Raw genomic sequence first — 25,293 nt, 5'->3', positions numbered from 1 at the left:
ACTGGCCGACAGCGCAGACACTTCGCCCCAGTAAGGCGAACAGAGCCACTTTGCCGCCGTCAAACCCAGGAGTTACTGCGCAGTCAAATCCCGACGTCAAACCCGGCACCACGTCCCTTGCATGGGACACCATTGCGCTCTAAGTTGGAGACGTCCGCCCCTGTGATGGCAGGGCCGGAGTGTGCAACCGGAGACAATAATGACAACCCCGATTTCTGTCGTGAAAACAGCCTATGAGGCCTATGGCCGCGGCGACGTCAATGCCATCCTCGATCTGGTGGCTGACCAGGTCGACTGGAAGATGGTAGGGCCACCCCAGATCCCCTACACCGGGCAGCGCAACAACAAGGCCGAAGTCGCCAGCTTCTTTGCACAGCTCGCACAGGCGGATAACACGGAAATCTTCGAACCACGCGAGTTTATCGAGGCAGGTGAGCATGTGGTTGTACTCGGCTACCTACGGGGGACCACGCGTCCTGAAGGTAAGCCGATTGAAACCGAATGGCTGCACATCTTCACGGTCGTCGACGGCAAGATTCGGCGCTGGAAGGGCTTTGCTGATACGTCGGTCCGCTTTCTATAAGGTAAGACCGGCAGCCGATCAGGCGAGCAGGTCGGCATCCGCAGGGTGCAGGCGCGCACCCGGCAAGCTGTGTCCATTCGCCAACGTCGCCTAATCTTATGTCTTGGCGATCAGCGAGTGGAAAACTCGCCTGAAGTCGCAACGCGTACATTTTTGAGCCGGGGCTGGCGGAAGGAGTCATCATCATGCGACTCTCACTGATAGTCAGCGGCGCCATGCTGGCGCTTTTGGCATGTACATCGGATCCGGCCGGAACAGGCGCCTTTACTGTCATGGGGCCGGCCAGCTTCGATCGCACCTTCACCGCGGCGGCCGGGGCAATGCGCGACCAGGGCCTGGCGATCAGGGTCGAGGACCCGGTCAATGGCGTGGTCGTCGGCAGTCTGGATACCAGGACGGTGATGGCCAGTGTTCACCAGCAGGCAGACGGCCACGTGCGGGTGGAATTCGACAGCATGGCTGCAGACGATCCAGCGTTGATGGCGCGCATTTCGCGCAACTACAATCGCCGCATGGGCCGCTGAATCGCGGCAGAGGTCAAGCGATTGCTTGCACCTTCGATCATGTGCGGCTTGCTTCACGAGCTGAAGCTGCCATTGGTACGTCATGAAACAGGAAGCACCAGCACCTGACAATGGCATGCTGCGGACGGCGCTAAGGCGCCGCCGCTGATGCCTTTCATCAGGTAAGTATTCGCGCAATCACGGTTGCAACGGTTCCGCTTGCCAAACATAAGCCTACCCATCCTGCCAGGACATACACGCTATCTCGCAAGTTCATCTTGCACTCCAATTCAGATTCCTCCAGGCCGAAGAAGAGAGTTAAGGAAAATCCTCTCACCTCGGCTCCGTTCGAAATCATCGTCACGCGTTCTCGTCCTCGATGAAGACTTCGAGCCCTCCCCAAGTCCTCTCATCGCCGCATATCGCTACGCGACCGGGTTCTCGCTGCTGTGTGCCGGCGGTGCCGACGGACCGGTTTGATCCCAGCCGGCAAGTGTGTGGACGGATTCCGCGGACGGGCCAGCCTGCGTGCCGGGAGCCGCCTCGGCGCCAGAGTCCGGCCCGCGATCGGGCGATGCCGATACTCCGCTAAGGTCGCGTCCCGCGACGATCCGCGCGCTGTTGGCAAATGGGTCAGCGTTGGTGCGGCGTGTGCCGTCTTTGGCCTCCGCAGCCTGGGCGAGGCCAGCTGCCAGGGCAGCGGCAAAAGACCCGGCGATCAGCAGCGTCTTCAAAGGGTGCAGTTTGTTCATGATGCTATCCAGCTTTCCAGTGATTGTGGACACGATCGGAAACTGACGATCGTGCGTCCGCCGCACGCGCGTGCGGTTCATGTCGGGCACTCGTTCAGCCTCCGCCATACAGCGTGTTCAAGCGCTCCATCGTGCCATCCTTCTGTGCACGGATCAGCTCCTGGCGAACCTCTTCGCGGGTCTTCCCCATCGGGGCCGGGCGGGCCGTCGTCGGCATCGGGGCCTGTCCCGCGGCCGGGGCCGCCTGCGATACCGTGGTGCCGTTTTCGTCGGGTCCGGCGGCGACGTTCATGTCTGCGGCATATACGTGCGCTGCCGCCATTGCTAGGGTAGCGGCAGCAATCAGACTGGGATATTTCATGACAATCTCCAATGCAGTGCAATCAGGAATCCAAAGTCCGACCTGGCAAGTGTGGCGCTTTGGTACGTCGCGTCGCACGCGTTGCAGGGGTCTCTTCGATCCTTGCCAACCGTCCGGCGTACACCAGTCAAACCACAGCGGCGTCCGGCTTATTCCCGATGCGAACGTATCGCGCTGCGCCGGCGGCGTGCGCTGATCTACGTCTTGACATCGGTGGTTGGTGAGCGTGGCGCGGAGGGCGTAGTCAGGCCCGAGGCATCTGCGCCGCCCTGTACAGCACACGGACGGGCACCGGGTCATCGCGTCCGCGCAGGCGTGCAGCCAGCTGCGGCAGGGCTGCCGCTGAGATGCCGGCTGTCTGGAAGACCTGCTCTGAAACGATCGCCTCGCAGGCGATCTCCTTGGTCAACTGCTCAAGTCTCGAGGCCACGTTCAACGGGTCGCCAATCGCGGTGAACGTGACATGCTCGCGAAAGCCAATCTCACCCATGACCGCCGGGCCGCAATGCAATCCAATGCCAAACCGGATTCTCGTTTGCAATTGCTGCTCGAGCGCGGCGTTGAGTTCCTCGATATTGGCTGCCACCAGCGGCACCGCGCTGAGCGCCTGACGACAGGCGGCGGACGGCTGGCTGCCCAGGCCAAAGATCGCGAGCACTGCGTCCCCCAGAAACTGGTTTGGCAGGCCGCCCGCCTGGACTACCGCGGCGCAGACCGAACTCAGGAAGCGACTGACCACGAACAGGCTGTCGAACGGCAATTGTGCCGCCGCAAGCTTGGTGGAATTGCGCATATCCACGAACATGAATGCCGCGAATCGTTCTTGCGGCATGACGTCGCGCTGGCGCCGTTGCAAGAAGGCCGCGGATGCCGCCGGCGGCACCAGCGGCCACACGGAGAGATCATGGGTCGGCCGCAACTGGCAGGCGAGGCGCACGGTTTGCGAATCAGCGCCCAGCCGCTCCAGGACACGGCGCTCCGCCTCGGCCGGGGCGGGCAGTGGCACATCGCTGAGCACGCGCACGCGGCACAGCGTGCATCGGGCGCGGCCACCGCAGGTGCTGGCATGGGGAACGCCGGCCATGCGGCTAGCCTCGAGCACCGAAAATCCGAGCGGTGCGAATACCTTTCGGCCGTCCGGATACAGGACGCAGAGCCGCCCGACCCGGCGCTCCCGCACCGTGCGCGCCAGCCGCGCTGCGAACACCAGCAGCAGCGCGCCACCATCGAAGAGCAAAAAGTCATTGCGCAGCCCGGCGAGCCAGAGATTCTGCGCATCCGTTCCCATGATCGACGGCCGGGTCGCTGCGGCGCGCCAGACCGGGTCCTGCGCGAGCGCGATCACTTCCCGTCCGCCCTGCAAGAAGCCTAGCAGGGCGAGCACCGGGAGCAGCACGGCGAAGCTCAGCAGCACGCTTCGCCACGCGCCAAACCATGGTTTCAGCCGCAACCAGAACCAGATGCCGTAACACCCATGCAGCCAGGCGACCACCAACAGCAGCAGTTGAATACGGCCGAAGAACGGTGAAGCGATCGAGAACCCATACAGCAACTGCGCGTAACCCTTGTCGAGGCCGAAAGCGGCAAAGGCAACCCGCGTGTTCACCACATGGTTGACCAGCAGCGGGGGGATGCACAAGCCGAGGACGAGTTGCGCCACCTCGCCCGGAGTCCAATGCAACGAGCGCCGTTCGTACAGCGCCCACAGGCCCAGGAAGAAGTGGGTCACCAGCGCGCTGTACAGCACGACCGTTCCGAGCCATCCCTGCCAGATGAACTTCTGCACAAGCAGGTCGCGCTCCAGCCATGCGAGCGAGATATTCCCCAGCGAGTGATTCAGCAGGTGCGTGCCTACGTAGGTGAACAGCACCAGTCCGGCCGCCAGCCGGACCGATCGCACACCGGCCGGCCGCAGCCTTTGAAGATAGGGAAAGAGTGACATGCGCGACTCTCCACGCTCTCGATGCGCCAGCGCTTGCCCACCGGCGTCGGGACGCAGCCGAACTCGTATCTTACCGTCGCCGGCGTGGAAGGGGCTGGTGTGAGAGACCTGGGATGCGCAACGCATCCTGTCGGCCAGGATGGTCTTTGCGTCCGACGTCATTCCCGTGTTGAGGAAGGCGTCGGACGAGGCATCGCTTCAGGCGCCGTCGGTATAAGGATCGCGCCGATCCGTGACTTTCGCACCCTCTGAATAGACATCGAATTTGCTTGCCTTGGCGCCATCGGTGTAGGGATCGCGCGGTCCGTTGATATGGGTTCTGCTGTCGGGGGTCGCGGAATCGGTGGGCATGCCGGATGCATGGGCCAGGGCTGCGAACGATGCCAGAGCCGCGACAGCGGCCGAAATCAGGATTTTCATGACGATCTCCAAGTGCAGTACGGATAGCTTCCAAAGCGCATCGCCGAGAAGGCTGCGCTTGGGCACGCGACTCGCTTCCGGCTGCCGTGATATCGATCAATCCAGAGAACTGGTTCGCCGTGCACCTGTAGAACTGCCCGGCCACCAGGTTTATTCGCACCGGAGTGCCGCAGGGATGAAATACCGCGACTACCAATGCCGGCGAAGCTGACCCGGACGGCTTCATGGCGGACCTGCGTGCGCATCCGGCTTCCCAGCCTGCGCAGCGCGGTGCTCGAGTTGGAATAAAACGGACGGCCCGGCAGTCTTCCTCGTGAATCCAGTCGGGAGGCCCGCCGGATCGTCCGGCGATCTACCTCTCGATCCTTACTCGTGAGGGCACTATGTCATCAGATCTTCCATCCAATCCGTCGCGCCGTGACGCGTTGAAGTGTCTCGCTTTCGGTGGTGCGGGCACGGTCTTTGTCCTGGCCGGCGGTGTTCTCACGCCGGTGGAGCTTGCCCTTTCCGCCTCCGGGAAGGGGCGCGCGGCTGACGCCGGCGTTCCCCTTTTCCTGCAGATCAGCGACACGCATATTGGCTTCAACAAGGAAGCCAATCCCGACGTCGCCGGTACGCTCAGGCAGACGATCGACTTCGTCAATGCCATGCCGGTCAAGCCGGCGCTGACGATTCACACGGGCGATATTACGCATCTTTCCAAGGCGGAAGAGTTCGACCACGCGGCCCAGTTGATGTCGGGGCTGAATATCACCGAGTTGCATACCGTGCCCGGCGAGCATGACGTCACCGATGGGCCAGGGACGGAATACTTCAAGCGCTTCGGTCAAGCCTCCGACAATAAGGGCTACTACAGCTTCGACCACAGCGGCGTCCATTTCATCGGCCTGGTCAACGTGATGCATTTCAAGCCGAACGGCCTGGGGGGGCTGGGCGACGACCAGCTTGCCTGGCTGAAAGCCGATCTGAAGGGCCGCTCGTCCAGCACGCCGGTCGTGGTGTTCGCGCATATGCCAATGTGGACGATCTACCAACCGTGGGGTTGGGGCACCGGCGATGCCGGCGAAGCGATGAGCTATCTGCAGCGCTTCGGTTCGGTCACGGTCCTGAACGGACATATCCACCAGATCGTCTCGAAGGTGGAGGGCAATATCACCTTCCACACGGCGCGCTCGACGGCCTATCCCCAACCGACTGCAGGCAATGGGCCCGGACCCATGCCGCTGACTGTACCGGGCGATCAGCTGCCCAGGATGCTTGGCGTGACCAGCATCAAGATCATGCGCCACCCGCTCCAGGCGACGCTTGCCGACACGACGCTCGCCTGAACGCCCTACACGCCTTACCAACCAGAGCCAAAATCATGCTAACGACTATCCTTCGCCGCGCCTTCGTCATCCCCTTCGGGGTCGCGATGCTCGTGGCCGTATCGGTTTCCGGGTTCTCCGCCGCGCAAGCGCAGGAGAACAATGTCGTCGTGGTGAAGAATTTCATGTTCTCGCCGATGTCGCTCACGATCAAGGCTGGTTCGACCGTGACCTGGAAAAATCTTGATGGCGAACCGCACTCGGTTGTCAACGACGCCGGCCTGTTCCGCTCCAGCGCGCTCGATCAGAATGACACCTTCAATTTCAAGTTCGATAAGCCGGGGGTCTACAAGATCTTCTGCGGCATACACCCTAATATGAAGGCGACAGTCACCGTCCAGTAGGTGCGCGCTACAGGCGTTGGCGCCGCCAGCCGATGTGAGGTATCCGGCCCCCGCAGCGCCTCGCGCGAGGCGTGGCGCTGCAACGCGACGTGCGACGTTCCGCCGCACGTCGGTGGCGGCGCCGATCTGCACCTGGCGGTGGGATAATCCCCGCAAATTCGGGGCATCCGGCCAACTGCAGTGGCGCCAATTCAACATTTTCATGATGTGACTGACTCCTGGCCCGGGTAACCGGGCCTGGATCTGGTCGGCGGAACTGCAAGTGGGCGCTGCCAGCCCATCTACTTCACCATCGCGCATCGCGGGACAGCGCTCATTCATCGCATCAGCATGGCATCCAGCCTCCTTTCACGCCTCCTGCTTGCTTCCACGGCCGCGGCGCCAATCGCCGCGCAAGCATGCGCGACCTGTGGCTGCTCGCTCAGCGCCGATGCCGCCATGGGCTACTCATCGATGCCGGGCTGGCGCATCAGCCTCGACTACAGCTTCATCCCTCAGAACCAGCTGCGCCACGGGACTGGCGCAGTCCCCGCCTCGCGGCTAGCCGCCATCAACGATGCCGGGGGCACCCAGGAGGTGGAGAAACAGACGATCAACCGCTACTACAACCTGGGCCTGAGCTACAGCCCGAACAGTAGCTGGAACTTCAGCACCATCGTCCCCATCATCGACCGCAGCCACACCACCTATGGCAACGCGACCTCTGACCAGCTCACGCCGGACAACGTCAGCGGTGTGACCGCCAGCGGCCTGGGCGATATCAAGCTCATCGGCACCTACCAGGGCTTCCTGCCCACTCGCAACCTCGGTGTGCAACTGGGGGTGAAGTTGCCCACGGGCGCCTACGGCGGCCAGAATGTAGTCACCGGCGCCACCGTGGGCCGCCCGGTGTTCTTCTCGTCAGGCCCGAATGCGGCCGCGGGCCAGGCGCTCGACGCCAGCCTGCAACCCGGCACCGGCAGCACGGACCTGATCCTCGGGGCGTACTACTACCAGCCGGTCAGCCAGAATTTCGACGCCTTCGTCAACGGCCAGTTCCAGGCAGCGGTGATGCAACGGCTGCGCGACGTGAATGCGGACTATCGCCCCGGCAATCTCCTGACCGTGAGCAGCGGCGTGCGCTACGTCGCCGACCCGAAGATCGTCCCTCAGTTGCAGTTCAATTTCACCCGCAAAAGCACGGACCAGGGCGCACTCGCCGATACCATCAGCACGGGAGGCAGCGTGCTTTACCTGAGCCCCGGCGTCACCGTTGCCGTAGGCGAACACGTGCATATGTACGCCTTCGTGCAGCGGGCAATCTATAGCAACCTCAAGGGGTATCAACTTTTCCCGCGCTGGACCGGCAACGTGGGGGTGAGCTATGCATTCTGATGTGTCGTCCCGGCGCGACTGGATACGAACGGCCGCCGCCCTGGCCTGCGCCCCCGCGGTTGGCGGCTGGCACACACCGGCCCGCGCGGAAAGCCTGGCGGTGGGTCGGCCTGCGCCGCCGCTGACACTGCGCACGCTCGACGGACGCACCGTCGATACGCGAGACCTGCGCGGCCAGGTCGTGGTGCTCACGTTCTGGGCAACATGGTGCGGCCCGTGCCACACCGAGCTTCCGGTCCTGTCCGCCTATGCGGCGGCACACGCGGGCGAAGGGCTGAGCGTGCTTGGCTTCAGCCTGGACACGCCGGACTCCATCGCTGACGTGCGCAAGATGGCTGCCGGCCTCGCCTTTCCGGTCGGGCTGCTGGGGAGTGCCTACGCCGGTGGCTACGGCCGGATCTGGCGCCTGCCCGTGAACTTCACCATCGATCGCGCGGGGATGCTCGCCGAAAACGGCTGGGACGATGCCAATCCGGCGTGGACAGCCGAGAGGCTGGAGCAGGTCGTCACGCCGTTGCTCAAGCGGTAACCGGAGGGCTTCACTCGAATCGCCCACCGGCTTGCCTCATCAACGGCGTTGCGACTACGACAGCTTGCGGCCGAGCGTCTCCGGCACCATGGTCAACCCGAGCAGCGAGACCAGGCCACAGCCGATCAGGTAGAAAGCCGGCGCATTGGGGCTGCCCGTCAGGTGGATCAGCAAAGTCGAGAACAGCTGGGCAAAGCCGCCGAATACCGCAATGGCCACATAGTAGGTCACGGACATGCCGGTGGCCCGCAGGCGCTGTGGCAGTACCTCGCTCACCAGCACCAGCGTGGCGGGTGAAGTCATTGCCATGGGAATGGCCAGGCAACCGACCACCACCAGCAGGCAAGTCAGCGACGGAAAGGCATTGAGCAGGAAAAAGGCCGGATAGGCCATCAGCAGCAGCACCACACGCGACCACCACACCATGGTGCGGCGCCCGACGCGGTCGCACATCCAGCCCGCGATCGGACCGAACACCACCATCATGGCCGCGGCCACGAAGCCGGCCCAGACGGCGTCCCCGCGCGGGATATGCAGCTGGAAGGTGGCGTAGTTCGGCAGGTAGTAAGCGATCAGGTGCACGGCCGCGGCGAGGCCCGTCATCAGGAGCACGCTGGCTACCAGCTCACGCCAGTGCTGGCGCATCAGCTGCCATCCGCCGGCAGCCGCCTTCTTGCGCGGCGGCGGCACCAGCGTTTCCTCGAGGCGCCGGCGGATCAGCTGGCCGATGGGGATCACCAGGATGCCGAGCAGGAAGGCCGCGCGCCAGCCCCAATGCTCGAGGGCATCGGCGCTGAGCGTATGGCTGAGCGCAAGCGCCACCAGCGCGGCGAAGACGGCGGCAATGCCCTGGCTGGCCGTCTGCCAGCTGGTGTAGAAGCCGCGTGAGCGTTCGTCCGCATACTCCAGCAGCATGGCGCTGGCCGAGCCCATTTCACCGCCGATGGCAAAGCCCTGGATCAGGCGTGCCAGGATCATCAGGACCGGGGCAGCGTAGCCGATCTGCGCATGGGTCGGCGTCACCACGAGGATCAGGGCGCTGAAAGCCATCAGCCACATCGACAGCAGCACCGCGGGCTTGCGGCCGCGGCGGTCGGCGTAGGCGCCGATCACCAATCCACCCAGGGGGCGCATCAGGTAGCCCGCGCCGAAGGTGCCGAAGGACAGCAGCAACTGGCCGAGCGGATTGCCAATGGGAAAGTAGAGGGGAATGATCAGGGTGGCGAAGAAGTTGTACACCCCCGAGTCATACAGCTCCAGGGCGCCGCCGATGGTGATGGCGGTGATGGCGGACACCCTGGACATGGCTCTGGGGTTGTCCTCGGCCGGAGTGGGCGTGGCTACTGGGGAAGCCATGGTGGTGGGATCGAGGGGCAAGGCTGTCTCCTGGTGCCGCGGCATGATGCCGCCGCGCGCTGTTGTTGGTCGGAAGCGCTGGCTGGCGTGGGGCGGCCCGGCTGGCTGGCTTAGCCAGGGCGGTGCTGCCTTGATCCAGCCGGAATCCGGTCTGCTTGATGGCTGCAGTCTCTGGTTTATGCCGCTTCAGTAGCCCTGCCTTGTCCCGGCACGACGTCCCCCTGCTGCCATTGCGCCATCAGCCGCTCCCAGCGCGTGCGGGCGGCCGCCAGGTTGCGCGCCTTGACGTGGCCGTAGCCGCGGATCTCCTGCGGCAGCCGGGCAATCTCCAGCGCCAGGTCGAGGTTGTGCGCGGCAAGTGCCGGCAGCATGGCTTCCACGCTGCGCCGGTATGCACCGATCAGGGCCCGCTCCTCCTTGCGCTCCTGGGTGTAGCCGAAGGGATCGAATGCCGTGCCGCGCAGGCCCTTGAAACGGGCCAGTACGCCGAACGCAGTGCGCATCCACGGGCCATAGGTGCCCTTGACCAGTTCGCCGGCCTGGTTCTTCCGCGCAAACAGGGGCGGGGCCAGGTGATGGACCAGCCGGACCTTGCCTTCGAACATCGATGCGATCTGCTGGCGGAATGCGGCCCCGGTATGCAGGCGAGCCACCTCATACTCATCTTTATAGGCCATCAGCCTGAACAGCGAGCGGGCCACGGCTTCGGTCAGCCGGGTCCCGCCGAGGACCGATTCCGCTGCCTTCACGCGACCGACAAAGGCCTCGTATTGCGCCGCGTAGGCCCGGTTCTGGTAACCGGTCAGGAACTCGGCATGCTTTGCCACCAGTTCCTCGACCGGCACCTTGCGCACGAACTGGATCACCTGCGAGCCAGCCGGCTGCGCGGGCAGCTTCGACATATCGTGCGCGCACAGCCGGCCCCATTCGAAGGCCGCCTTGTTGCTGTCGACCTGCACGCCGTTGAGCTCGATGGCGCGCATCAGGGCCGCATGCGACAGCGGCACCTTGCCTTTCTGCCAGGCATAGCCGAGCAGCAGCAGATTGGCGTAGATTGACTGGCCGAGCACCTGCTTCGCCACCTGTTCGGCGTCGAAGCTGGCGAGCTGGCCTTCGCCGACGGACTGCGCGATCCGCGCCACGGCCTCGCCGGCCTGCGGATCCCAGTCCGGGTTGCGGACAAAGGCCGCGGTCGGGGTGAGATGGCTGTTCAGCACCACATAGGTCCGCGCCGGCGACATCGCGGCCAGCGAGGCCTTGCTGGCCGCGACCACGGTATCGCAGGCGATCACCAGGTCGGCCATGGCCATGTCGACGCGGCTCGCATGCAGGGCGTCCGGGCTGGCGGCGATCTGGATATGGCTCCAGGTAGCCCCGCCCATCTGCGCCATGCCAGTCGCGTCCTGGGTGATCACGCCCTTGCCTTCAAGGTGGGCGGCCATGCCCAGCACGCCGCCGATGGTGACGATGCCGGTGCCGCCGATGCCCGCCACCACGATGCGTTGCGGCTTGCCGGCGTCCGGCAGCCTGGGCATCGGAATGGCCGGCGGCGCGGCGCGGCCGCCCGTCGTGGGGGCGGGGGTCTTCAGCTTGCCGCCTTCGACCGTGACAAAGCTCGGGCAGAAGCCCTTGGTGCAGGAGAAGTCCTTGTTGCAGGTGTCCTGGTTGATCTTGCGCTTGCGCCCGAAGTCGGTTTCCACCGGCTGCACCGCCAGGCAGTTGCTCTGCACGGAGCAGTCGCCGCAGCCTTCGCACACCAGCTCGTTGATGACCACGCGCTTCGCCGGATCGACCATGGTGCCGCGCTTGCGCTCGCGGCGCTTCTTGGTGGCGCAGGCCTGGTCGTAGATGATCACGGTCACCCCGGACACTTCGCGCAGCTCGCGCTGCACGGTATCGAGCTCGTCGCGGTGGCGCACGGTGACACCGGCGGCGAGATTGCCGGCGCCCTTGTACTTCCCGGGTTCGTCGGTCACCACCACGATCTGCCGCGCGCCCTCGGCGGCCAGTTCGCGCGTCATCGCCGGGACGTCGAGCTGGCCGTCCACCGGCTGCCCGCCGGTCATGGCCACGGCGCTGTTGAACAGGATCTTGTAGGTCAGGTTGACGCCCGCATGGATCGACTGGCGCACCGCCAGCAGCCCGGAGTGGTTGTAGGTGCCGTCGCCCAGGTTGGCGAACATGTGGGTGCGCTTGCTGAACGGTGCCTGGCCCATCCAGTGCACGCCTTCTCCGCCCATCTGCGACCATGAAGTGGTCGAACGGTCCATCCACACCACCATGCCGTGGCAGCCGATGCCGGCGGTTGCGACCGAGCCTTCCGGCACGCGCGTGCTGGTGTTGTGCGGGCAGCCCGGGCAGAACCAGGGCAGGCGGTCGGTGGCGCGCGCGTCGCCCTGGCAGGTGGCGCGTTCCCTGGCATCGATCTCCCGCAGGCGCACATCCATGCGCGCCGCCACGTCGGCCGGCACGCCCAGCGCCCGGAGCCGCTGCGCGATGGCCTTGGCCACCAGCGCGGGCGACAGGTCGGCCTTGGCGCGCAGCAGCCAGTCCTCGGCGGGCTTGCGGTGACTCCATTCGCCGCCGGCGCCGTCGGCGTGGTGGTACTTGCCGAAGACGGCCGGGCGGGTATCGGGCGGGTAGTGGTACAGCTCGTCCTTGAGCTGCTGCTCGATCACGGGACGCTTTTCCTCGACCACCAGGATCTCGCGCAGCCCGCGCGCAAAGTCGCGCACGCTGTCGGGCTCCAGCGGCCATACCACGCTGACCTTGTGCAGCCGGATGCCGAGCGCGCGGCAGGTGGCGTCATCCAGCCCGAGGTCGAGCAGGGCCTGGCGCGTGTCGCTGTAGGCCTTGCCGCTGGCGATGATGCCGAAGCGGTCGCCGGATCCCTCGATCACGTTGCGGTTCAGGCGGTTGGCGCGCACGTAGGCGAGCGCGGCCGGCCACTTGAACTCCATCATGCGCGCTTCGGCCCCGAGCGGATCGTCGGGCCAGCGGATATGCAGGCCCCCGTCGGGCATGGCGAAGTCGTCCGGCAGCACGATCCGCACGCGATCCGAGTCGGTGATCACCGAAGCGCCCGATTCCACCACCTCCTGCACGGTCTTCATGCCGGCCCACAGCCCGCTGAAGCGGCTCATGGCCAGGGCATGCACGCCGAGGTCGAGGATGTCCTGCACGTTGGCCGGAAAGAACACCGGCAGCCCGCAAGCCATGAAGGTGTGGTCGCTCTGGTGGGCCAGCGTGCTGCTCTTGGAGACGTGGTCATCGCCGGCAAGCGCGATCACGCCGCCCAGCGGCGAGGTGCCCGCGAGGTTGGCATGCTTGAGCGCGTCGCCGCTGCGGTCGACGCCCGGGCCCTTGCCGTACCAGATGCCGAACACGCCGTCGTAGCGCCTGCTGGCGGCATCGAACTCCAGTTGCTGCGAGCCCCAGACCGCGGTGACGCCGAGTTCCTCATTGACGCCGGGTTTGAAGACCACGTGGTTCTCGGCAAGATGCTTCTTTGCCTGCCACAGTGCCTGGTCATAGCTGCCAAGCGGCGAGCCGCGGTAGCCGGAAATAAAGGCGGCGGTGTTGTGGCCGGCAGCGGCGTCGCGCCTGCGCTGCAGCAGCGGCAGGCGCACCAGCGCCTGCACACCGCTCATGTAGGCACGGCCGGAGTCCAGCGCGTACTTGTCGTCGATCGACACGGCTTGCAAGGCCTGCCGGGCCGCTTCGGGGAGTGTGGGAGCGTTCATCGTGGCGGTTTTCAGGCAAACAGGGTTGAACGGGGCCTGCCGGCGTGCGTCTGCACCCGGATCTCTGGCAATACTGGTGACGAAAGCGGCGCTAGCCGGGGAGGGGGATGCCGAGTTCCCGGCCTAGCGTATCCAGCGCCCGCACGACGGCGTCGGGCAGGGTGATGCCTTGCGTGCGGCCTTCGCGCTCGAGCGTATCGCCGCGGTGTCCCGGAAGCCGGGCGTTGGCGCCGCCGGCAGCAAGATAGTTGCCGGTCCACTGCGCCATGTATTCGGCGAACAGCTCCTTGCCGGCAAAGGCGTCCGGCTTGACCAGCCAGACAAAACCGCCCTGGCGGCCGACCGCGCCGCTGCCGGCGACGGTGTTGCGCGCGGGAGCGAGCGAGTCGGCGGTGGCGGCCATGGCGCCGGCCAGGCACTCCACCATCATGGCGATGCCAATGCCCTTGTGCCCGCCGGTGGGCAGCAGCGAGCCTTCCAGCGCGCGTTGCGCATCGGTGGTCGGGTGGCCGTCGGCGTCGAGCGCCCAGCCTTCGGGAATCGGCTTGCCTTCACGGGCGGCCAGCAGGATATGGCCGCGCGCGGCGACACTGCAGGCCACGTCGAAGACGATGGGCGCCGCGCCCGGCAGCGGGCAGCCGAAGGCGATGGGGTTGTGCCCGATGGCGGCGCGGGCAAAGCCTTCCATGCCGAGTACGGGTGGCGTGCGCTGGCCGACCATGCAGAAGGCGCCGGCCTCGGCGGCCAGCAACGCCGGGATGCCGAGCGCGCCGAGATGGCCGCACGATTGCACGGCAACCAGCACGGATGCGCTCGACCGCAGCGCCTCCAGCCCGAGTTGCACGGCGCGCGGGGCCGCGATCTGGCCCATGGCGCCGTCGGCATCCAGCACGATGCCGCCCGGGAAGGCCTTGTGCGACATCTCGGGGCGCGGGTTGAAATCGCCCGCACGCAGGCGTTCGACGTAGGACGGAACCCGCGTCAGGCCATGCGTCTTGTAGCCGCGCAGTTCGCTGCGCACCAGCGCGGCGGCGGCTTCGGTCGCCTGGTCCGGCGCCACGCCGCACGACTCGAACACGGCGGCGGCCCAGCGCGCGAGCTGGTCGGTGTTCCAGCGGTTACTCATGTCGATTTCTCCCGCACGATCATCAGGCGCTCCGCGAACGGGGCGGCATAGACCGACTGGTAGTAGAGCGGCTGGTCGCGCAGCGTGTAGCCACGCAACTCCATGATGAATGCCGGCGCTTCGGGATCCAGGCCAAGTTCCTGCGCGGCCGCGGCCGGGGCCTGGCCGAAGCGGATCCACTGGTCCACGCGCAACGTCGGCAGCGACAGGCGCTGGCCGATCAGCTCGCGCAGGTTCTTCTCCAGCGCATCACGGTCCAGCCCGCCGAGCTGCGCGAAGTCTTCCTCGCGCAGCCAGAACTCGCTGTACAGGTCGAAGCGGCCGCCGACGCTGATCACGCGCTCGATGCGTACATAGCCTTCACCGGCAAGGAACTCCGACCACGGTCCCTTGCGCTTGATCCGCTTCACCGAGCGCGCGTGGACGTAGGATGGCAGCTCGTTGCCCTGTTCGTCGCGGAAACGCAGATAGCGGACGTCGGCCGGCGCCACGCGTGTCCCGGAGACAAAGGTGCCCCGTCCCTGTTCGCGTGTGATCAGTCCGGAGTGCGTGAGCCGTGCCAATGCCTTCTGGACCGTGCCGACGCTGACCCCATGGAAGCTGGCGAGCTCGCCTTCGGAGGGCAGGCGGTCGCCCTCGCGCAGTGCGCCGGATTCGATGGAGCGGATGATCGCGTCGGAGACGCTGCTAAGTTTGGTCATGGTTGTTCAGAGGCTCAGTGCGAATCGACTGACCGCGGTCTCCCGGATATCGAGCACCTCGCTGGTCAGCCGCGTGCCGGATGCGACGTCCATCGCATAGCCAAACAGCTGCTCGCCGAGGTCGGAGATCTTGTCCCCGTTCTGCAGGACTCCGCTGACGTCGAAGTCAATGTTGTCGGCCATGGTGTGCAGGGTATTGACGTTGCCACACACCTTGACGGTCGGTGCGACCATGCTGCCGATCGGATTGCCCACCCCCGTGCCGAAAAAGGTGAGCTGGCATCCGCCGGCAGCCAGCGCAGTGAGATTTTCCACTGCCGCGGCCGGCGCGTCCATGAAATGCAGCCCCTTCTTCTGCGGCGCCTCGCCGTAGCGCAACACGCCCACCAGCGGGCTGGTGCCGGCCTTGGCCATGGCGCCCAGCGCCTTTTCCTCGACCGTGGTCAGGCCGCCGCGCTTGTTGTCGGGCGAAGGCTGGTCATCGCGCATGTCGACGCCGCGCGAGATCGCCAGGTTTTCCATATTGCGTACCGCCGTGACGAAGGCCTCGCGCACCCGCCCATCGACCGCGCGCTCGGCGAACAGGTGCTCGGCGCCGATGAATTCCGAGGTCTCGGAAATGATCACGGTGCCGCCACCGGCGACCACCATGTCCGCCATGCGGCCGATCACCGGGTTGCAGCTGAGCCCGGAGGTGGTGTCCGAACCGCCGCACTCGACGCCGATCACCAGCGATGACACCGGGCACGGCACGCGGCGCGCCTTCGACGCGGCCAGCGACAGCCGGCTGGCCTTGCGCGTGCCTTCGGCAATGCACGCGACCGTGCCGTCGGGCTGCAGGTGCACGCGTTCAACCGGCTTGCCGGTGGCGCGGATGCGGCGTGCGACCTCTTCTGTCGACGACTCTTCCAGGCCTACCAGCAGCACCGCGGCGATATTGGGATTGCGGCCCAGGCCGGCCAGCGACTCGAACGCGAAATCCAGGTCGGCGCCGAATTGTCCGCGCACGAACAGCGTCGTGACCGGAATGCAGCCGCCCACGGTGCGGGCAATGGTGCGGGTGACCGGATTGCAGTTGTCCATCACGGAAACCACCGCGACCCAGTTGCGTACACCGACCGCGCCGTTCTCGCGCGGGTATCCGAGGAAGGTTGTTGTCATCTGCATTACCCCTTTTTCAGGTCGCCGCGGGCACGCGCCGACTCGATGTTGTGAACGTGCATGTGTTCGCCGGCCCGGACCGCGCGGCTGGCGCGGCCGATGACCTGGCCGTACTTCAGGATGGTTTCTCCCTCGATCGTGTCGGCGATGCAGATCTTGTGGCCGAACGGCACGTCTTGCAGCAGCACCAGGCGGCCTTGTCGCTCGCCTTCCAGCGCGCAGGCGTCGCCAGCCTGGCCGGCGTCCAGCAGGGTGGCCACGTTGTCGGCCGGGTTCAGTACGATGGCTCGGGGCATTGACAAACTCCTGTATAGGTATTGGGATCCAATGTAGAGAGTCGGCCGCCATATAGTCAAGGATAAATGGGTTGACTCAGCGAAAACCACTACTCCTGCGGTAGAAGTCCTATATAGAAGTTTATTGACATCGGCCCGGCCGCTGTCTATCGTCATGACAACGGCGATGTTGTCTGCGCCGGAGCATCGACGCAGTGAATCAACGGAGAAGGCAGACATGAACGTCATGTCACACAAGGAAAAAATCACGAAGCTGCAGGCCCTGCGCGCACGCCTCGATCCGCTCGAGGATTTCGGCCTGTGGTTCTGGGCAGGCATGACCGCCGGCACCCATGCCGTCAATGCAGCACTGCACATGGCGGGCGTCACGCTGGACGACGACCGGTTCCCGACGCAGCCAGGCGTCTACCTGGTGCCGCAGCCCGATGGCGGCCTGAGGCCGGCGTTCCGGCCGCTGGGCGACGTATTGCATGTGGGCCGCCCGAAAGTGGAGGGGCCGGTGCCTGCCGATATCGCCGAGATGATGGAAGCGATGGAGCACATCGAGCATTACCGCGATCCCTGCCTGCGCGAGGGGCTGGCACCAACGGCCGAGATTGCGCGGGGGTGCGACGCCGCGCTGCGTCGCTGCCTGGACTTGCTGGAAGCCCGCCTGGAGGGAGACCGGCATGGACATTGAACAGCACATGGCGATGGCGCGCAGCATCGAGGCCTCGGTGCGCAAGTGCACCGGGGCTGACTATGAGATGACCATCGAAGGCGCGATGCTGGCAGGCACGCACTGGCTGAACGCGCTGCTGCACAAGCACGGCGCGACGTCGCCGCAGGCTGACGTGTTCCACACCTACCTGCTGACGGTCAATGAATTCCGGCGGCTGGCGGTGGCGGCGGAGCAGCCACTGCACGCGCTGGCCGCCATCGAGGACACGCGGGCGCCATTTGTACGCGGCAACCATCCGGGTGGGGAAGCTGCCGCCGAACGGGCGCTGGAGCTGCTGTCGCTGATCCGTGCGACGGCGCTGGGCAGCGCGTAGACCAGGTATTTGCAACAGACACGGCAAGAGACACGTCGAGAGACAGGAAAAGGAGACAGCAGTGAAGGCAGTCCGCGTAGTGCCGGGCCCCGAGGGCGGCAAGGTCGAAGTGCAGGATATTCCCGTGCCGGCGGCGGCAGCGGGGCAGGTGCTGGTGAGGGTGCGCGCTGCCGGCCTGAACCGTGGCGAGATCAACCAGGCCGCCGAACTGCGCTCGGGCAACACGATTACCACCGGCGTTGAATTTGCCGGTGAGATCGCGGAAGTCGGCGAGGGCGTAAGCGGCTGGCGCAAGGGCGACCGCGTGATGGGCCATGGCCGCGGCTGCCAGGCCGAGTACGTGGTGGCCGACCCGATGGCGCTGATCCCGGTGCCGGACGGCCTGTCGTGGATCGATGCCGCGGCGTTCCCCAATGTCTTTATCACCGCGCATGACGCACTGGTCACCAACGGCCGGCTGGTGGCGGGCGAGTCGGTGCTGGTCAATGGCGCTTCGGGCGGCGTGGCGATGGCGGCGATCCAGATCGCCTCGCTGATGGGCGCCCGGCCCGTGATCGCGTCGTCGCGCTCGGCGGCCAAGCTGGACAAGATCAGCCAGTTCGGCGTGGATGTCGGCATCGACGCCTCGCGGGACGACCAGGTCGAGGCGGTCATGCGTGCCACCGACAACAAGGGTGTCGACATCATCATCGATACCGTCGGTGGCCCGGTGTTCGAGGCCAATATGAAAAGCCTGGCAATCAAGGGCCGCCTGGTGAACATCGCGCGGCTGGGTTCGGCGACCGCCCAGATCGACCTGGCGCAGCTCTGGCTCAAGCGCCTGCAGCTCATCGGCGTGACCTTCCGCACCCGCACGGAACAGGAGCGGCTGGAGTGCATCCAGGCCTGCGCGCGCGACATGCTGCCGTTCTTGCGCGCGGGTCGCGTGCGCCTGCCGATCGACCGGACCTTTGCCATGACCGACATCGGCGCCGCGCATGCGTACATGAAGCAAGACCAGCACGTCGGCAAGATCGTGTTGCTGGTCGACTGAATGCATGGATAAGGCATAGAAAAGAGGAGACATGATGACAATCCAGATCAAGCCGCTGACCGGCTCCGTGGCTGCAGCCGTGACCGGTGTCGACCTGAACCAGCCGCTCGACGACGCCAGCTTCGAGATCCTGCACCGGGCCTTCCTGGCGCATGGCGTGCTGGTGTTCCGCGGCCAGCATCTGCAGCCGGCCGCGCAGGTTGCGTTTGCCCGGCGCTGGGGCAAGCCGGTGCAGGGCAACCCGCTGCTCAAGGGCCTGACCGAGTTCCCGGAACTGGCGCAGGTCACCAGGATCCCCAAGGAAACCGCCTCGACCGAGGCCTGGCATTCGGACTCGATCTATACCGAGGTGCCACCGAAGATATCGATCCTCTCGGCGGTCACCATCCCCATTGGCGGCGACACCATGTGGTGCAACCAGTACGTCTCCTACGACCGCCTGTCGCCGGCGATGCAGCGCATGATCGAGGGGCTGCGGGCGCGTTTCTCGGGCGCGCGGCTGGCCAGGATGACCGGTTCGGACAAAGTGCCGACGGCCGTGCATCCGATCGTGCGCACGCACCCTGAGACCGGACGCAAGGCGCTTTATGTCGGCCACCCCGACACCGCGCAGTGCATCGAAGGCATGACCGAAGCTGAGAGCCGCCCGCTGCTCGACTTCCTGTATGCGCACTCGGTGTCGCCGGACAACGTCTACCGCCATATGTGGCAGGAGGGCGATGTGGTGATGTGGGATAACCGCTGCACCATGCACTACGCCGTGCACGATTACGGCAATGCCGAGCGGGTACTGAACCGCGTCACGCTGGAAGGGGAAGTACCCCGCTGAGTGGTACCGCCACTACCGGTGCCCCTTGCCGTTGATCCGGCATGGGGCGCCCGGCACCAAGGATGCCCGTCCGGATTGCGCACGGGACCAAACGGAGATTGCAATGCAGATAGGGATCCCGACTGAGACGCGGGCGGGGGAGGCGCGCGTCGCCGCAACGCCGGAGACCGTGAAGAAATACGTGGCCCAAGGCCACCAGGTCATATTGCAGAGTGGCGCCGGCCTGCGTGCCAGCCAGACCGACAGCGCGTATGAGGCGGTCGGCGCCACCATCGCCAGCGCCGCCGAGGCATTCGGTGCGCAACTGGTGCTCAAGGTGCGCGCACCGGACGCCACCGAACTCGCGCAGATGAAGCCAGGCACCGTACTGGTCGGCATGCTCAATCCCTTCGATGCCGAGAACAACGCGCGCATGTCCGCAGCGAACATTACCGCCTTCGCGCTCGAAGCCGCGCCGCGCACCACGCGCGCGCAGAGCATGGACGTGCTGTCGTCGCAGGCCAACATCGCCGGCTACAAGGCCGTGCTGGTGGCCGCGCACCACTACCAGCGCTTCATGCCGATGCTGATGACCGCCGCCGGCACCGTCAAGGCTGCGCGCGTGCTGATCCTGGGCGCGGGCGTGGCGGGCCTGCAGGCCATTGCCACGGCCAAGCGGCTGGGCGCGGTGATCGAAGCCTCCGACGTGCGCCCCGCGGTCAAGGAGCAGATCGAATCGCTGGGCGGCAAGTTCCTCGACGTGCCGTTCCTCACCGACGAAGAGCGCGAGATCGCCCAGGGCGTGGGCGGCTATGCCCGCCCGATGCCGCCGGACTGGATGAAGCGCCAGGCCGAGCTGGTGCACCAGCGCGCGACCCAGGCCGACATCGTCATCACGACCGCGCTGATCCCGGGCCGCAAGGCGCCGGTGCTGCTGCAGGAAGCGACCGTGGCGCAGATGAAGCCGGGCTCGGTGGTGGTGGACCTGGCCGCAGCGCAGGGCGGCAACTGCCCGCTGACGGTGGCCGACGAGGTGGTCAACCACAACGGCGTCATCATCATCGGGCACACCAACCTGGCCAGCATGGTCGCGGCCGACGCCTCGGCACTCTACGCCCGCAACGTGCTGGATTTCCTCAAGCTGGTCGTCGACAAGGACGGCCAGTTCGCGCTGAACCTTGAAGACGACATCGTCGCGGCCTGCCTGATGACGCGGCGCGAGGAACTGGCGTTGGCGAGCTGAGCGGGCAATCAAGGAGATATCGATGGAAATGGTTAACCACACGGTGATCAACCTGATCATCTTCGTACTGGCGATCTACGTGGGCTACCACGTGGTCTGGACGGTCACCCCCGCGCTGCATACGCCGCTGATGGCGGTGACCAATGCGATCTCGGCCATCATCATCGTCGGCGCCATGCTCGCCGCTGGCCTGACCGAAGGTAGCGTCGGGCGCGTGATGGGCACGCTGGCGGTGGCGCTGGCCGCGGTCAATGTGTTCGGCGGCTTCCTGGTCACCCAGCGCATGCTGGAGATGTTCAGGAAGAAGGCGCCCAAGGCGCAGCCCGAAGCCAAGGGGCAGCCCGGCGGCAAACTGGCGGAGGTGGCGTAATGAACGGCCTGTCCATGAATATGGTGACGCTGTCCTACCTGGGCGCGTCGGTGTGCTTTATCCAGGCGCTCAAGGGGCTGTCACACCCGACTACGGCGCGGCGCGGCAACACCTTCGGCATGGCCGGCATGCTGGTGGCGACGCTTACGACGGTGGCGCTGATCTTCAAGCTGAAGAACGAACTGCTTTCCGGCGGCGCGGACTCGTCCGCGCCAGGCACCGGCGTGGCACTGATCCTGGCCGCACTGGTGGTGGGTGGCGGTATCGGCGCCTATGTGGCGAAAAAGGTCGAGATGACCAAGATGCCGGAACTGGTGGCGGCGATGCACTCGCTGATCGGCCTCGCGGCGGTGTTCATCGCAGTGGCCGCGGTGGCCGAGCCGGCTGCCTTCGGCATCACGCCGGCAGGCTCGCACCTGATCCCGCTGGGCAACCGCATCGAGCTCTTTATCGGCTGCTTTGTCGGCGCCATCACCTTCTCGGGCTCGGTGATCGCCTTCGGCAAGCTGGCCGGGCGCTACAAGTTCCGCCTGTTCCAGGGCGCACCGGTGGTGTTCGCCGGCCAGCACTGGCTGAACCTGCTGCTGGCGGTGGCGATGGTGGGTTTCGGCGTCATCTTCTTCCTGTCGCAGGACTGGCTGCCGTTCCTGATCATGCTGGCGATCGCCTTCGTGCTGGGCGTGCTGATCATCGTCCCGATCGGCGGCGCCGACATGCCGGTGGTGGTGTCGATGCTGAACTCGTACTCGGGCTGGGCGGCGGCGGGCATCGGCTTCTCGCTGAACAACCCGATGCTGATCATCGCGGGCTCGCTGGTGGGTTCGTCCGGTGCCATCCTCTCGTACATCATGTGCCGCGCGATGAACCGCTCGTTCTTCAACGTGATCCTGGGCGGCTTCGGCAGCGACGCCGCGGCCGCGGCCGGGCCGGCAGGGCAGGCGCAGCGCAACGTGAAAGCGGGTTCGGCCGATGACGCCGCCTTCCTGATGGGCAATGCCGAGACCGTGATCATCGTCCCGGGCTACGGCCTGGCGGTGGCGCGCGCCCAACACGCACTCAAGGAACTGACCGAAGCGCTCACGGAAAAGGGCGTGACCGTGAAATACGCGATCCACCCGGTGGCGGGCCGCATGCCCGGCCATATGAACGTGCTGCTGGCCGAGGCCGAGGTGCCATACGACCAGGTCTTCGAGATGGAAGACATCAACAGCGAGTTCGGCCAGGCGGACGTGGTGCTGGTGCTGGGCGCCAACGATGTGGTCAACCCGGCGGCCAAGACCGACCCCAAGTCGCCGATCGCCGGCATGCCGATCCTGGAGGCCTACAAGGCCAAGACCATCATCGTCAACAAGCGTTCGATGGCCGCCGGCTACGCCGGGCTGGACAACGAGCTGTTCTACCTGGACAAGACCATGATGGTGTTCGGCGACGCCAAGAAAGTGGTCGAAGACATGCTCAAGGCCGCCTGAGCCGCACCGTCCGCAGCACGACAGAGGAGACAAGCAATGAAGCAGCAAGAACGCCACCCCGGCCTGTTTGCGGATCTGGAGGGCAAGGTAGCGCTGGTGACCGGGGCTTTTGGCGGCCTGGGCCTGCATTTTGCGCAAACGCTGGCGCGCGCCGGCTGCAAGGTGGCACTGGCGGGGCGGCGCGTGGCTGAAGGTGAGGCCGTGCTGGCGGCACTGCGCACACAGGGTAGGCAAGGCTGCGTCGTTGCGCTCGACGTGAGGGACCCCGCGTCGGTCGGTGCCGCGTTCGAGGCAGTGCGGCGGCAACTCGGGCCGGTCCAGGTCGTCGTCAACAGCGCCGGCATCGCCACCACCGGGCCAGCCATGGAGGTAGAGGAAGCCGCCTGGCAAGGCGTGATCGACACCAACCTGAACGGCGCCTGGCGCGTGGCGCAGTGCGCGGCGCGGATGATGCGCGAGGCCGGCAGCGGCGGCAGCATCGTCAATATCGCATCGATTCTCGGCCTGCGCGTGGCGCAGCAGGTTCCTGCCTACACCGCGGCGAAGGCGGGCCTGATCCACCTGACACGCTCGCTGGCGCTGGAATGGGCGCGGCACGGGATCCGCGTCAACGCGCTGGCGCCGGGCTACTTCGAGACCGACATCAACCGCAGCTTTTTCGAGACCGAGAGCGGCCGGGCCATGATCGGGCGCATTCCGCAGCGCCGGCTTGGCAAGCCTGGACAGCTCGATGGCGCGCTGCTGCTGCTGGCCTCGGATGCGTCCGACTACATGACCGGTACGGTACTGCCCGTGGACGGCGGCCACGCGGTCAGCTCGCTCTGAGCCGGCCCACAACCGAGGAGAGCGATCCGATGCCATCAGACCTTGCAGTCCCCACCGCTTCGGCCTTCGACAGCGCCGCCCTTGCAGCGCTGCTGCACGCGGAAGGCCTGATCGATCGGCCAGAACTGACTCTGGAGCGCCTGGCCGGCGGCCAGTCCAATCCCACTTACCGCCTGGCCTGCGGCGCGCAGCAATACGTGCTGCGCACCAAGCCGCCGGGGCAATTGCTGTCGTCTGCCCATGCCATCGACCGCGAGTACCACGTCATGCACGCACTGCGCGACAGCGAGGTGCCAGTGCCCCCGGTCTACCTGTACAGCGAGGACACCGCGATCCTTGGCACCCCCTTCTATCTGATGGGGTTCCTGCAGGGCCGCGTCATCTATGACCAGGCCCTGCCGGACCAGTCCCCGCAGCAGCGCACCGCGATCTACCGCGAGATGAACCGGGTGATCGGCGCCTTGCACTGCGTGGACTACCGCGCCGCCGGCCTGGCGGACTATGGCAGGAGCGGCGGCTACGTGGCGCGCCAGGTAGCCCGCTGGACTGGCCAGTGCCGCGACGCCGGCATGGACGACAACCGGGCGCTGGCGGCGCTGGCCGAATGGCTGCCGCAGCACGTCCCGGACTCGGAGCAGACCAGCGTGGTGCATGGCGACTACCGCATGGACAACCTTGTCTTTCATCCCACCGAACCGCGCGTGATCGGCGTGCTCGACTGGGAACTGTCCACGCTTGGCCACCCGCTCGCGGACCTGGCCTACCACTGCATGAGCTGGCATATTCCGGCCAGCCTGTGGCGCGGCATCGGCGGGCTCGACCTGCAGGCGCTGGGCATTCCGGACGAGGCGACCTATCTGCGCTGGTACGGCGAGACCAGGCGCGGGCATGCGCTCGATCACTGGGACTTTTATCTCGCTTACAACTTCTTCCGGCTGGCTGCGATCATGCATGGCATTGGGCAGCGTGCCAGGAGCGGCAACGCTGCCGCGGCGGATGCCATGGAAACCGGCAGGAAGGCGCTGCCCCTGGCCGAGATAGGGTGGCGTTTTGCCATGCGCTACCGTGCGGCAGCGCGCTAGCGCCGGCGCGCGATCCGGCATCAGCCGGACCTGCGGACGGCAACACTCATGCGCGCGGCCGGGCAGCTGACTTACTCCGTCGTGCTCGGGCTCCAGAAGGCCTGGCCGATTGCGTCGGATTCGGCCAGTTGCGCCACGATGGTGTCGAGCTGATCGCCATCGACGGACGTCGACATCAGCACCGCCTCGATTTCAACGTCCTGATCGCCGAAGGCATGGACGACCAGATCGCGGGTCGGATGGTTGCCCGCCTCCAGGGCATCCTCCAGCAACCGCAACGCTTCTTTCTGGCGTAGCCGCGGTGCAATGACGTACACGGTATTGGTGACTTCCACCGCGGGCGTATCGATGGGCTGCTGGTTGATGCGGTTGACCAGCGGACGCAGCAGCGTGTTGGACGCCAGCACGAACAGGCAGCCGAGCGTAGCCTCCAGGATCAGGTCTGCGCCGGCGCTGGCGCCTACCGCGGCCGAGCCCCACAGCGTGGCCGCGGTGTTGAGCCCCCGCACGTTGCCTTCTTCCCGCATGATCACACCGGCGCCGAGAAAGCCGATCCCCGAAACCACATACGCCACCACGCGCACGGCGCCATCGTGGCCCGCCAGCCGGTTGGCCATGTCCACGAAGATGGCCGCGCCCACCGCCACCAGGACGTTGGTCCGCAGGCCAGCGGTGCGCTGCCGGTATTGCCGCTCGTAACCGATCACCGCACCCAGCACGAATGCCGTGGTCAGGCTGATGCCGGTATCGAGCAACGAAACGAGATTGATGTTCTGGAAGGCTTGAAGGGTCATAGCTGATATGGGGCGGGACCAGAACGGCCCCTTTTACCTGCCAACAATGGCACGATTGTGTCACGCAGCGGTCATGA

At 65.9% G+C, this 25,293-nt stretch carries 26 protein-coding genes; 15 read left to right on the top strand and 11 right to left on the bottom strand.

Going from position 1 to position 25,293, the window contains the following annotated elements; translation table 11 throughout:
* Positions 1-199 precede the first annotated feature (199 nt).
* Both ACZ5MJ_RS23965 and ACZ5MJ_RS23960 read left to right on the top strand, forming a co-directional pair.
* Positions 200-583 carry a nuclear transport factor 2 family protein gene (locus ACZ5MJ_RS23965; RefSeq protein WP_464226150.1) on the top strand — a complete coding sequence of 128 codons (384 nt, stop codon included), beginning with the start codon at positions 200-202 and terminating at the stop codon, positions 581-583.
* 185 nt (positions 584-768) lie between these two features.
* Positions 769-1,107, top strand: a complete 339-nt coding sequence (locus tag ACZ5MJ_RS23960) for a penicillin-binding protein (RefSeq protein WP_464226149.1) — start codon at positions 769-771, stop codon at positions 1,105-1,107.
* A gap of 404 nt (positions 1,108-1,511) precedes the next feature.
* Here the strand turns inward: ACZ5MJ_RS23960 and ACZ5MJ_RS23955 are convergent, their stop codons facing one another.
* The 4 genes from ACZ5MJ_RS23955 to ACZ5MJ_RS23940 all read right to left on the bottom strand — a co-directional run bounded on the left by ACZ5MJ_RS23955 (position 1,512) and on the right by ACZ5MJ_RS23940 (position 4,561).
* Positions 1,512-1,919: a hypothetical protein gene (locus tag ACZ5MJ_RS23955; RefSeq protein ID WP_464226148.1), complete on the bottom strand. Its 408-nt coding sequence runs from the start codon at positions 1,917-1,919 to the stop codon at positions 1,512-1,514.
* A 13-nt stretch (positions 1,920-1,932) separates the two neighbouring features.
* A complete protein-coding gene (locus ACZ5MJ_RS23950) occupies positions 1,933-2,199 on the bottom strand; it encodes a DUF4148 domain-containing protein (RefSeq protein WP_464226147.1) in 267 nt (88 codons plus the stop codon).
* A 244-nt stretch (positions 2,200-2,443) separates the two neighbouring features.
* On the bottom strand, positions 2,444-4,141 hold the full coding sequence (locus ACZ5MJ_RS23945; protein ID WP_464226146.1) for an adenylate/guanylate cyclase domain-containing protein: 1,698 nt from the start codon (positions 4,139-4,141) through the stop codon (positions 2,444-2,446).
* A gap of 198 nt (positions 4,142-4,339) precedes the next feature.
* On the bottom strand, positions 4,340-4,561 hold the full coding sequence (locus ACZ5MJ_RS23940; RefSeq protein ID WP_464226145.1) for a hypothetical protein: 222 nt from the start codon (positions 4,559-4,561) through the stop codon (positions 4,340-4,342).
* 383 nt (positions 4,562-4,944) lie between these two features.
* On the opposite strand from ACZ5MJ_RS23940, the gene ACZ5MJ_RS23935 reads away from it, so the two are divergent.
* The 4 genes from ACZ5MJ_RS23935 to ACZ5MJ_RS23920 all read left to right on the top strand — a co-directional run bounded on the left by ACZ5MJ_RS23935 (position 4,945) and on the right by ACZ5MJ_RS23920 (position 8,175).
* Positions 4,945-5,889, top strand: coding sequence for a metallophosphoesterase family protein (locus ACZ5MJ_RS23935; RefSeq protein ID WP_464226144.1), 945 nt, complete (start codon positions 4,945-4,947; stop codon positions 5,887-5,889).
* A gap of 35 nt (positions 5,890-5,924) precedes the next feature.
* On the top strand, positions 5,925-6,272 hold the full coding sequence (locus tag ACZ5MJ_RS23930) for a cupredoxin domain-containing protein (protein WP_464226142.1): 348 nt from the start codon (positions 5,925-5,927) through the stop codon (positions 6,270-6,272).
* Positions 6,273-6,602: 330 nt separating this feature from the next.
* Complete coding sequence (locus ACZ5MJ_RS23925; protein ID WP_464226141.1) at positions 6,603-7,646, top strand: transporter; 1,044 nt, start codon at positions 6,603-6,605, stop codon at positions 7,644-7,646.
* Positions 7,636-8,175: a TlpA disulfide reductase family protein gene (locus ACZ5MJ_RS23920; RefSeq protein ID WP_464226140.1), complete on the top strand. Its 540-nt coding sequence runs from the start codon at positions 7,636-7,638 to the stop codon at positions 8,173-8,175. The genes ACZ5MJ_RS23925 and ACZ5MJ_RS23920 overlap by 11 nt, the downstream gene beginning before the upstream one ends.
* Positions 8,176-8,229: 54 nt before the next feature.
* On the opposite strand, the gene ACZ5MJ_RS23915 is transcribed toward ACZ5MJ_RS23920, so the two are convergent.
* The 6 genes from ACZ5MJ_RS23915 to ACZ5MJ_RS23890 all read right to left on the bottom strand — a co-directional run bounded on the left by ACZ5MJ_RS23915 (position 8,230) and on the right by ACZ5MJ_RS23890 (position 16,558).
* Complete coding sequence (locus tag ACZ5MJ_RS23915) at positions 8,230-9,552, bottom strand: MFS transporter (RefSeq protein ID WP_464226139.1); 1,323 nt, start codon at positions 9,550-9,552, stop codon at positions 8,230-8,232.
* 155 nt (positions 9,553-9,707) lie between these two features.
* On the bottom strand, positions 9,708-13,274 hold the full coding sequence (locus ACZ5MJ_RS23910) for an indolepyruvate ferredoxin oxidoreductase family protein (RefSeq protein ID WP_464226138.1): 3,567 nt from the start codon (positions 13,272-13,274) through the stop codon (positions 9,708-9,710).
* Between the two features lie 91 nt (positions 13,275-13,365).
* Positions 13,366-14,400 (bottom strand): Ldh family oxidoreductase, encoded by a 1,035-nt coding sequence (locus ACZ5MJ_RS23905; RefSeq protein WP_432261863.1) that lies wholly within the window; start codon positions 14,398-14,400, stop codon positions 13,366-13,368.
* Positions 14,397-15,101, bottom strand: a complete 705-nt coding sequence (locus ACZ5MJ_RS23900; protein WP_432261864.1) for a GntR family transcriptional regulator — start codon at positions 15,099-15,101, stop codon at positions 14,397-14,399. The genes ACZ5MJ_RS23905 and ACZ5MJ_RS23900 overlap by 4 nt, the downstream gene beginning before the upstream one ends.
* Positions 15,102-15,107: 6 nt before the next feature.
* The gene (locus tag ACZ5MJ_RS23895) at positions 15,108-16,262 is read right to left on the bottom strand and encodes a UxaA family hydrolase (protein ID WP_432261865.1); all 1,155 of its coding nucleotides are present in this window, start codon (positions 16,260-16,262) and stop codon (positions 15,108-15,110) included.
* 5 nt (positions 16,263-16,267) lie between these two features.
* Positions 16,268-16,558 (bottom strand): UxaA family hydrolase, encoded by a 291-nt coding sequence (locus ACZ5MJ_RS23890; RefSeq protein WP_432261866.1) that lies wholly within the window; start codon positions 16,556-16,558, stop codon positions 16,268-16,270.
* A gap of 217 nt (positions 16,559-16,775) precedes the next feature.
* Here ACZ5MJ_RS23890 and ACZ5MJ_RS23885 point away from each other — a divergent pair, with 217 nt between their 5' ends.
* From ACZ5MJ_RS23885 to ACZ5MJ_RS23845, 9 genes are all read left to right on the top strand, one after another.
* A complete protein-coding gene (locus tag ACZ5MJ_RS23885) occupies positions 16,776-17,237 on the top strand; it encodes a hypothetical protein (RefSeq protein ID WP_432262605.1) in 462 nt (153 codons plus the stop codon).
* Positions 17,227-17,592 carry a hypothetical protein gene (locus ACZ5MJ_RS23880; RefSeq protein ID WP_432261867.1) on the top strand — a complete coding sequence of 122 codons (366 nt, stop codon included), beginning with the start codon at positions 17,227-17,229 and terminating at the stop codon, positions 17,590-17,592. The genes ACZ5MJ_RS23885 and ACZ5MJ_RS23880 overlap by 11 nt, the downstream gene beginning before the upstream one ends.
* A gap of 61 nt (positions 17,593-17,653) precedes the next feature.
* Positions 17,654-18,625, top strand: coding sequence for a zinc-binding dehydrogenase (locus tag ACZ5MJ_RS23875; RefSeq protein ID WP_464226137.1), 972 nt, complete (start codon positions 17,654-17,656; stop codon positions 18,623-18,625).
* A 34-nt stretch (positions 18,626-18,659) separates the two neighbouring features.
* On the top strand, positions 18,660-19,454 hold the full coding sequence (locus tag ACZ5MJ_RS23870; RefSeq protein WP_464226588.1) for a TauD/TfdA dioxygenase family protein: 795 nt from the start codon (positions 18,660-18,662) through the stop codon (positions 19,452-19,454).
* Between the two features lie 103 nt (positions 19,455-19,557).
* A complete protein-coding gene (locus ACZ5MJ_RS23865; protein ID WP_464226135.1) occupies positions 19,558-20,676 on the top strand; it encodes a Re/Si-specific NAD(P)(+) transhydrogenase subunit alpha in 1,119 nt (372 codons plus the stop codon).
* 22 nt (positions 20,677-20,698) lie between these two features.
* Positions 20,699-21,046: an NAD(P) transhydrogenase subunit alpha part 2 gene (locus ACZ5MJ_RS23860; protein WP_464226134.1), complete on the top strand. Its 348-nt coding sequence runs from the start codon at positions 20,699-20,701 to the stop codon at positions 21,044-21,046.
* Complete coding sequence (locus ACZ5MJ_RS23855) at positions 21,046-22,515, top strand: NAD(P)(+) transhydrogenase (Re/Si-specific) subunit beta (protein ID WP_464226133.1); 1,470 nt, start codon at positions 21,046-21,048, stop codon at positions 22,513-22,515. Before ACZ5MJ_RS23860 ends, ACZ5MJ_RS23855 begins: the two co-directional genes overlap by 1 nt.
* Before the next feature lie 36 nt (positions 22,516-22,551).
* The gene (locus ACZ5MJ_RS23850; RefSeq protein ID WP_464226132.1) at positions 22,552-23,340 is read left to right on the top strand and encodes an SDR family NAD(P)-dependent oxidoreductase; all 789 of its coding nucleotides are present in this window, start codon (positions 22,552-22,554) and stop codon (positions 23,338-23,340) included.
* Positions 23,341-23,369: 29 nt separating this feature from the next.
* The gene (locus ACZ5MJ_RS23845; protein ID WP_464226131.1) at positions 23,370-24,422 is read left to right on the top strand and encodes a phosphotransferase family protein; all 1,053 of its coding nucleotides are present in this window, start codon (positions 23,370-23,372) and stop codon (positions 24,420-24,422) included.
* A gap of 71 nt (positions 24,423-24,493) precedes the next feature.
* On the opposite strand, the gene ACZ5MJ_RS23840 is transcribed toward ACZ5MJ_RS23845, so the two are convergent.
* Complete coding sequence (locus ACZ5MJ_RS23840; RefSeq protein WP_464226130.1) at positions 24,494-25,216, bottom strand: MgtC/SapB family protein; 723 nt, start codon at positions 25,214-25,216, stop codon at positions 24,494-24,496.
* Positions 25,217-25,293: the final 77 nt, after the last annotated feature.

It is taken from the genome of Cupriavidus sp. LA-1 (genome assembly GCF_055385985.1).
Note: the sequence above shows the minus strand (reverse complement) of the source record. Positions and strands in the feature narration are given on the sequence as shown.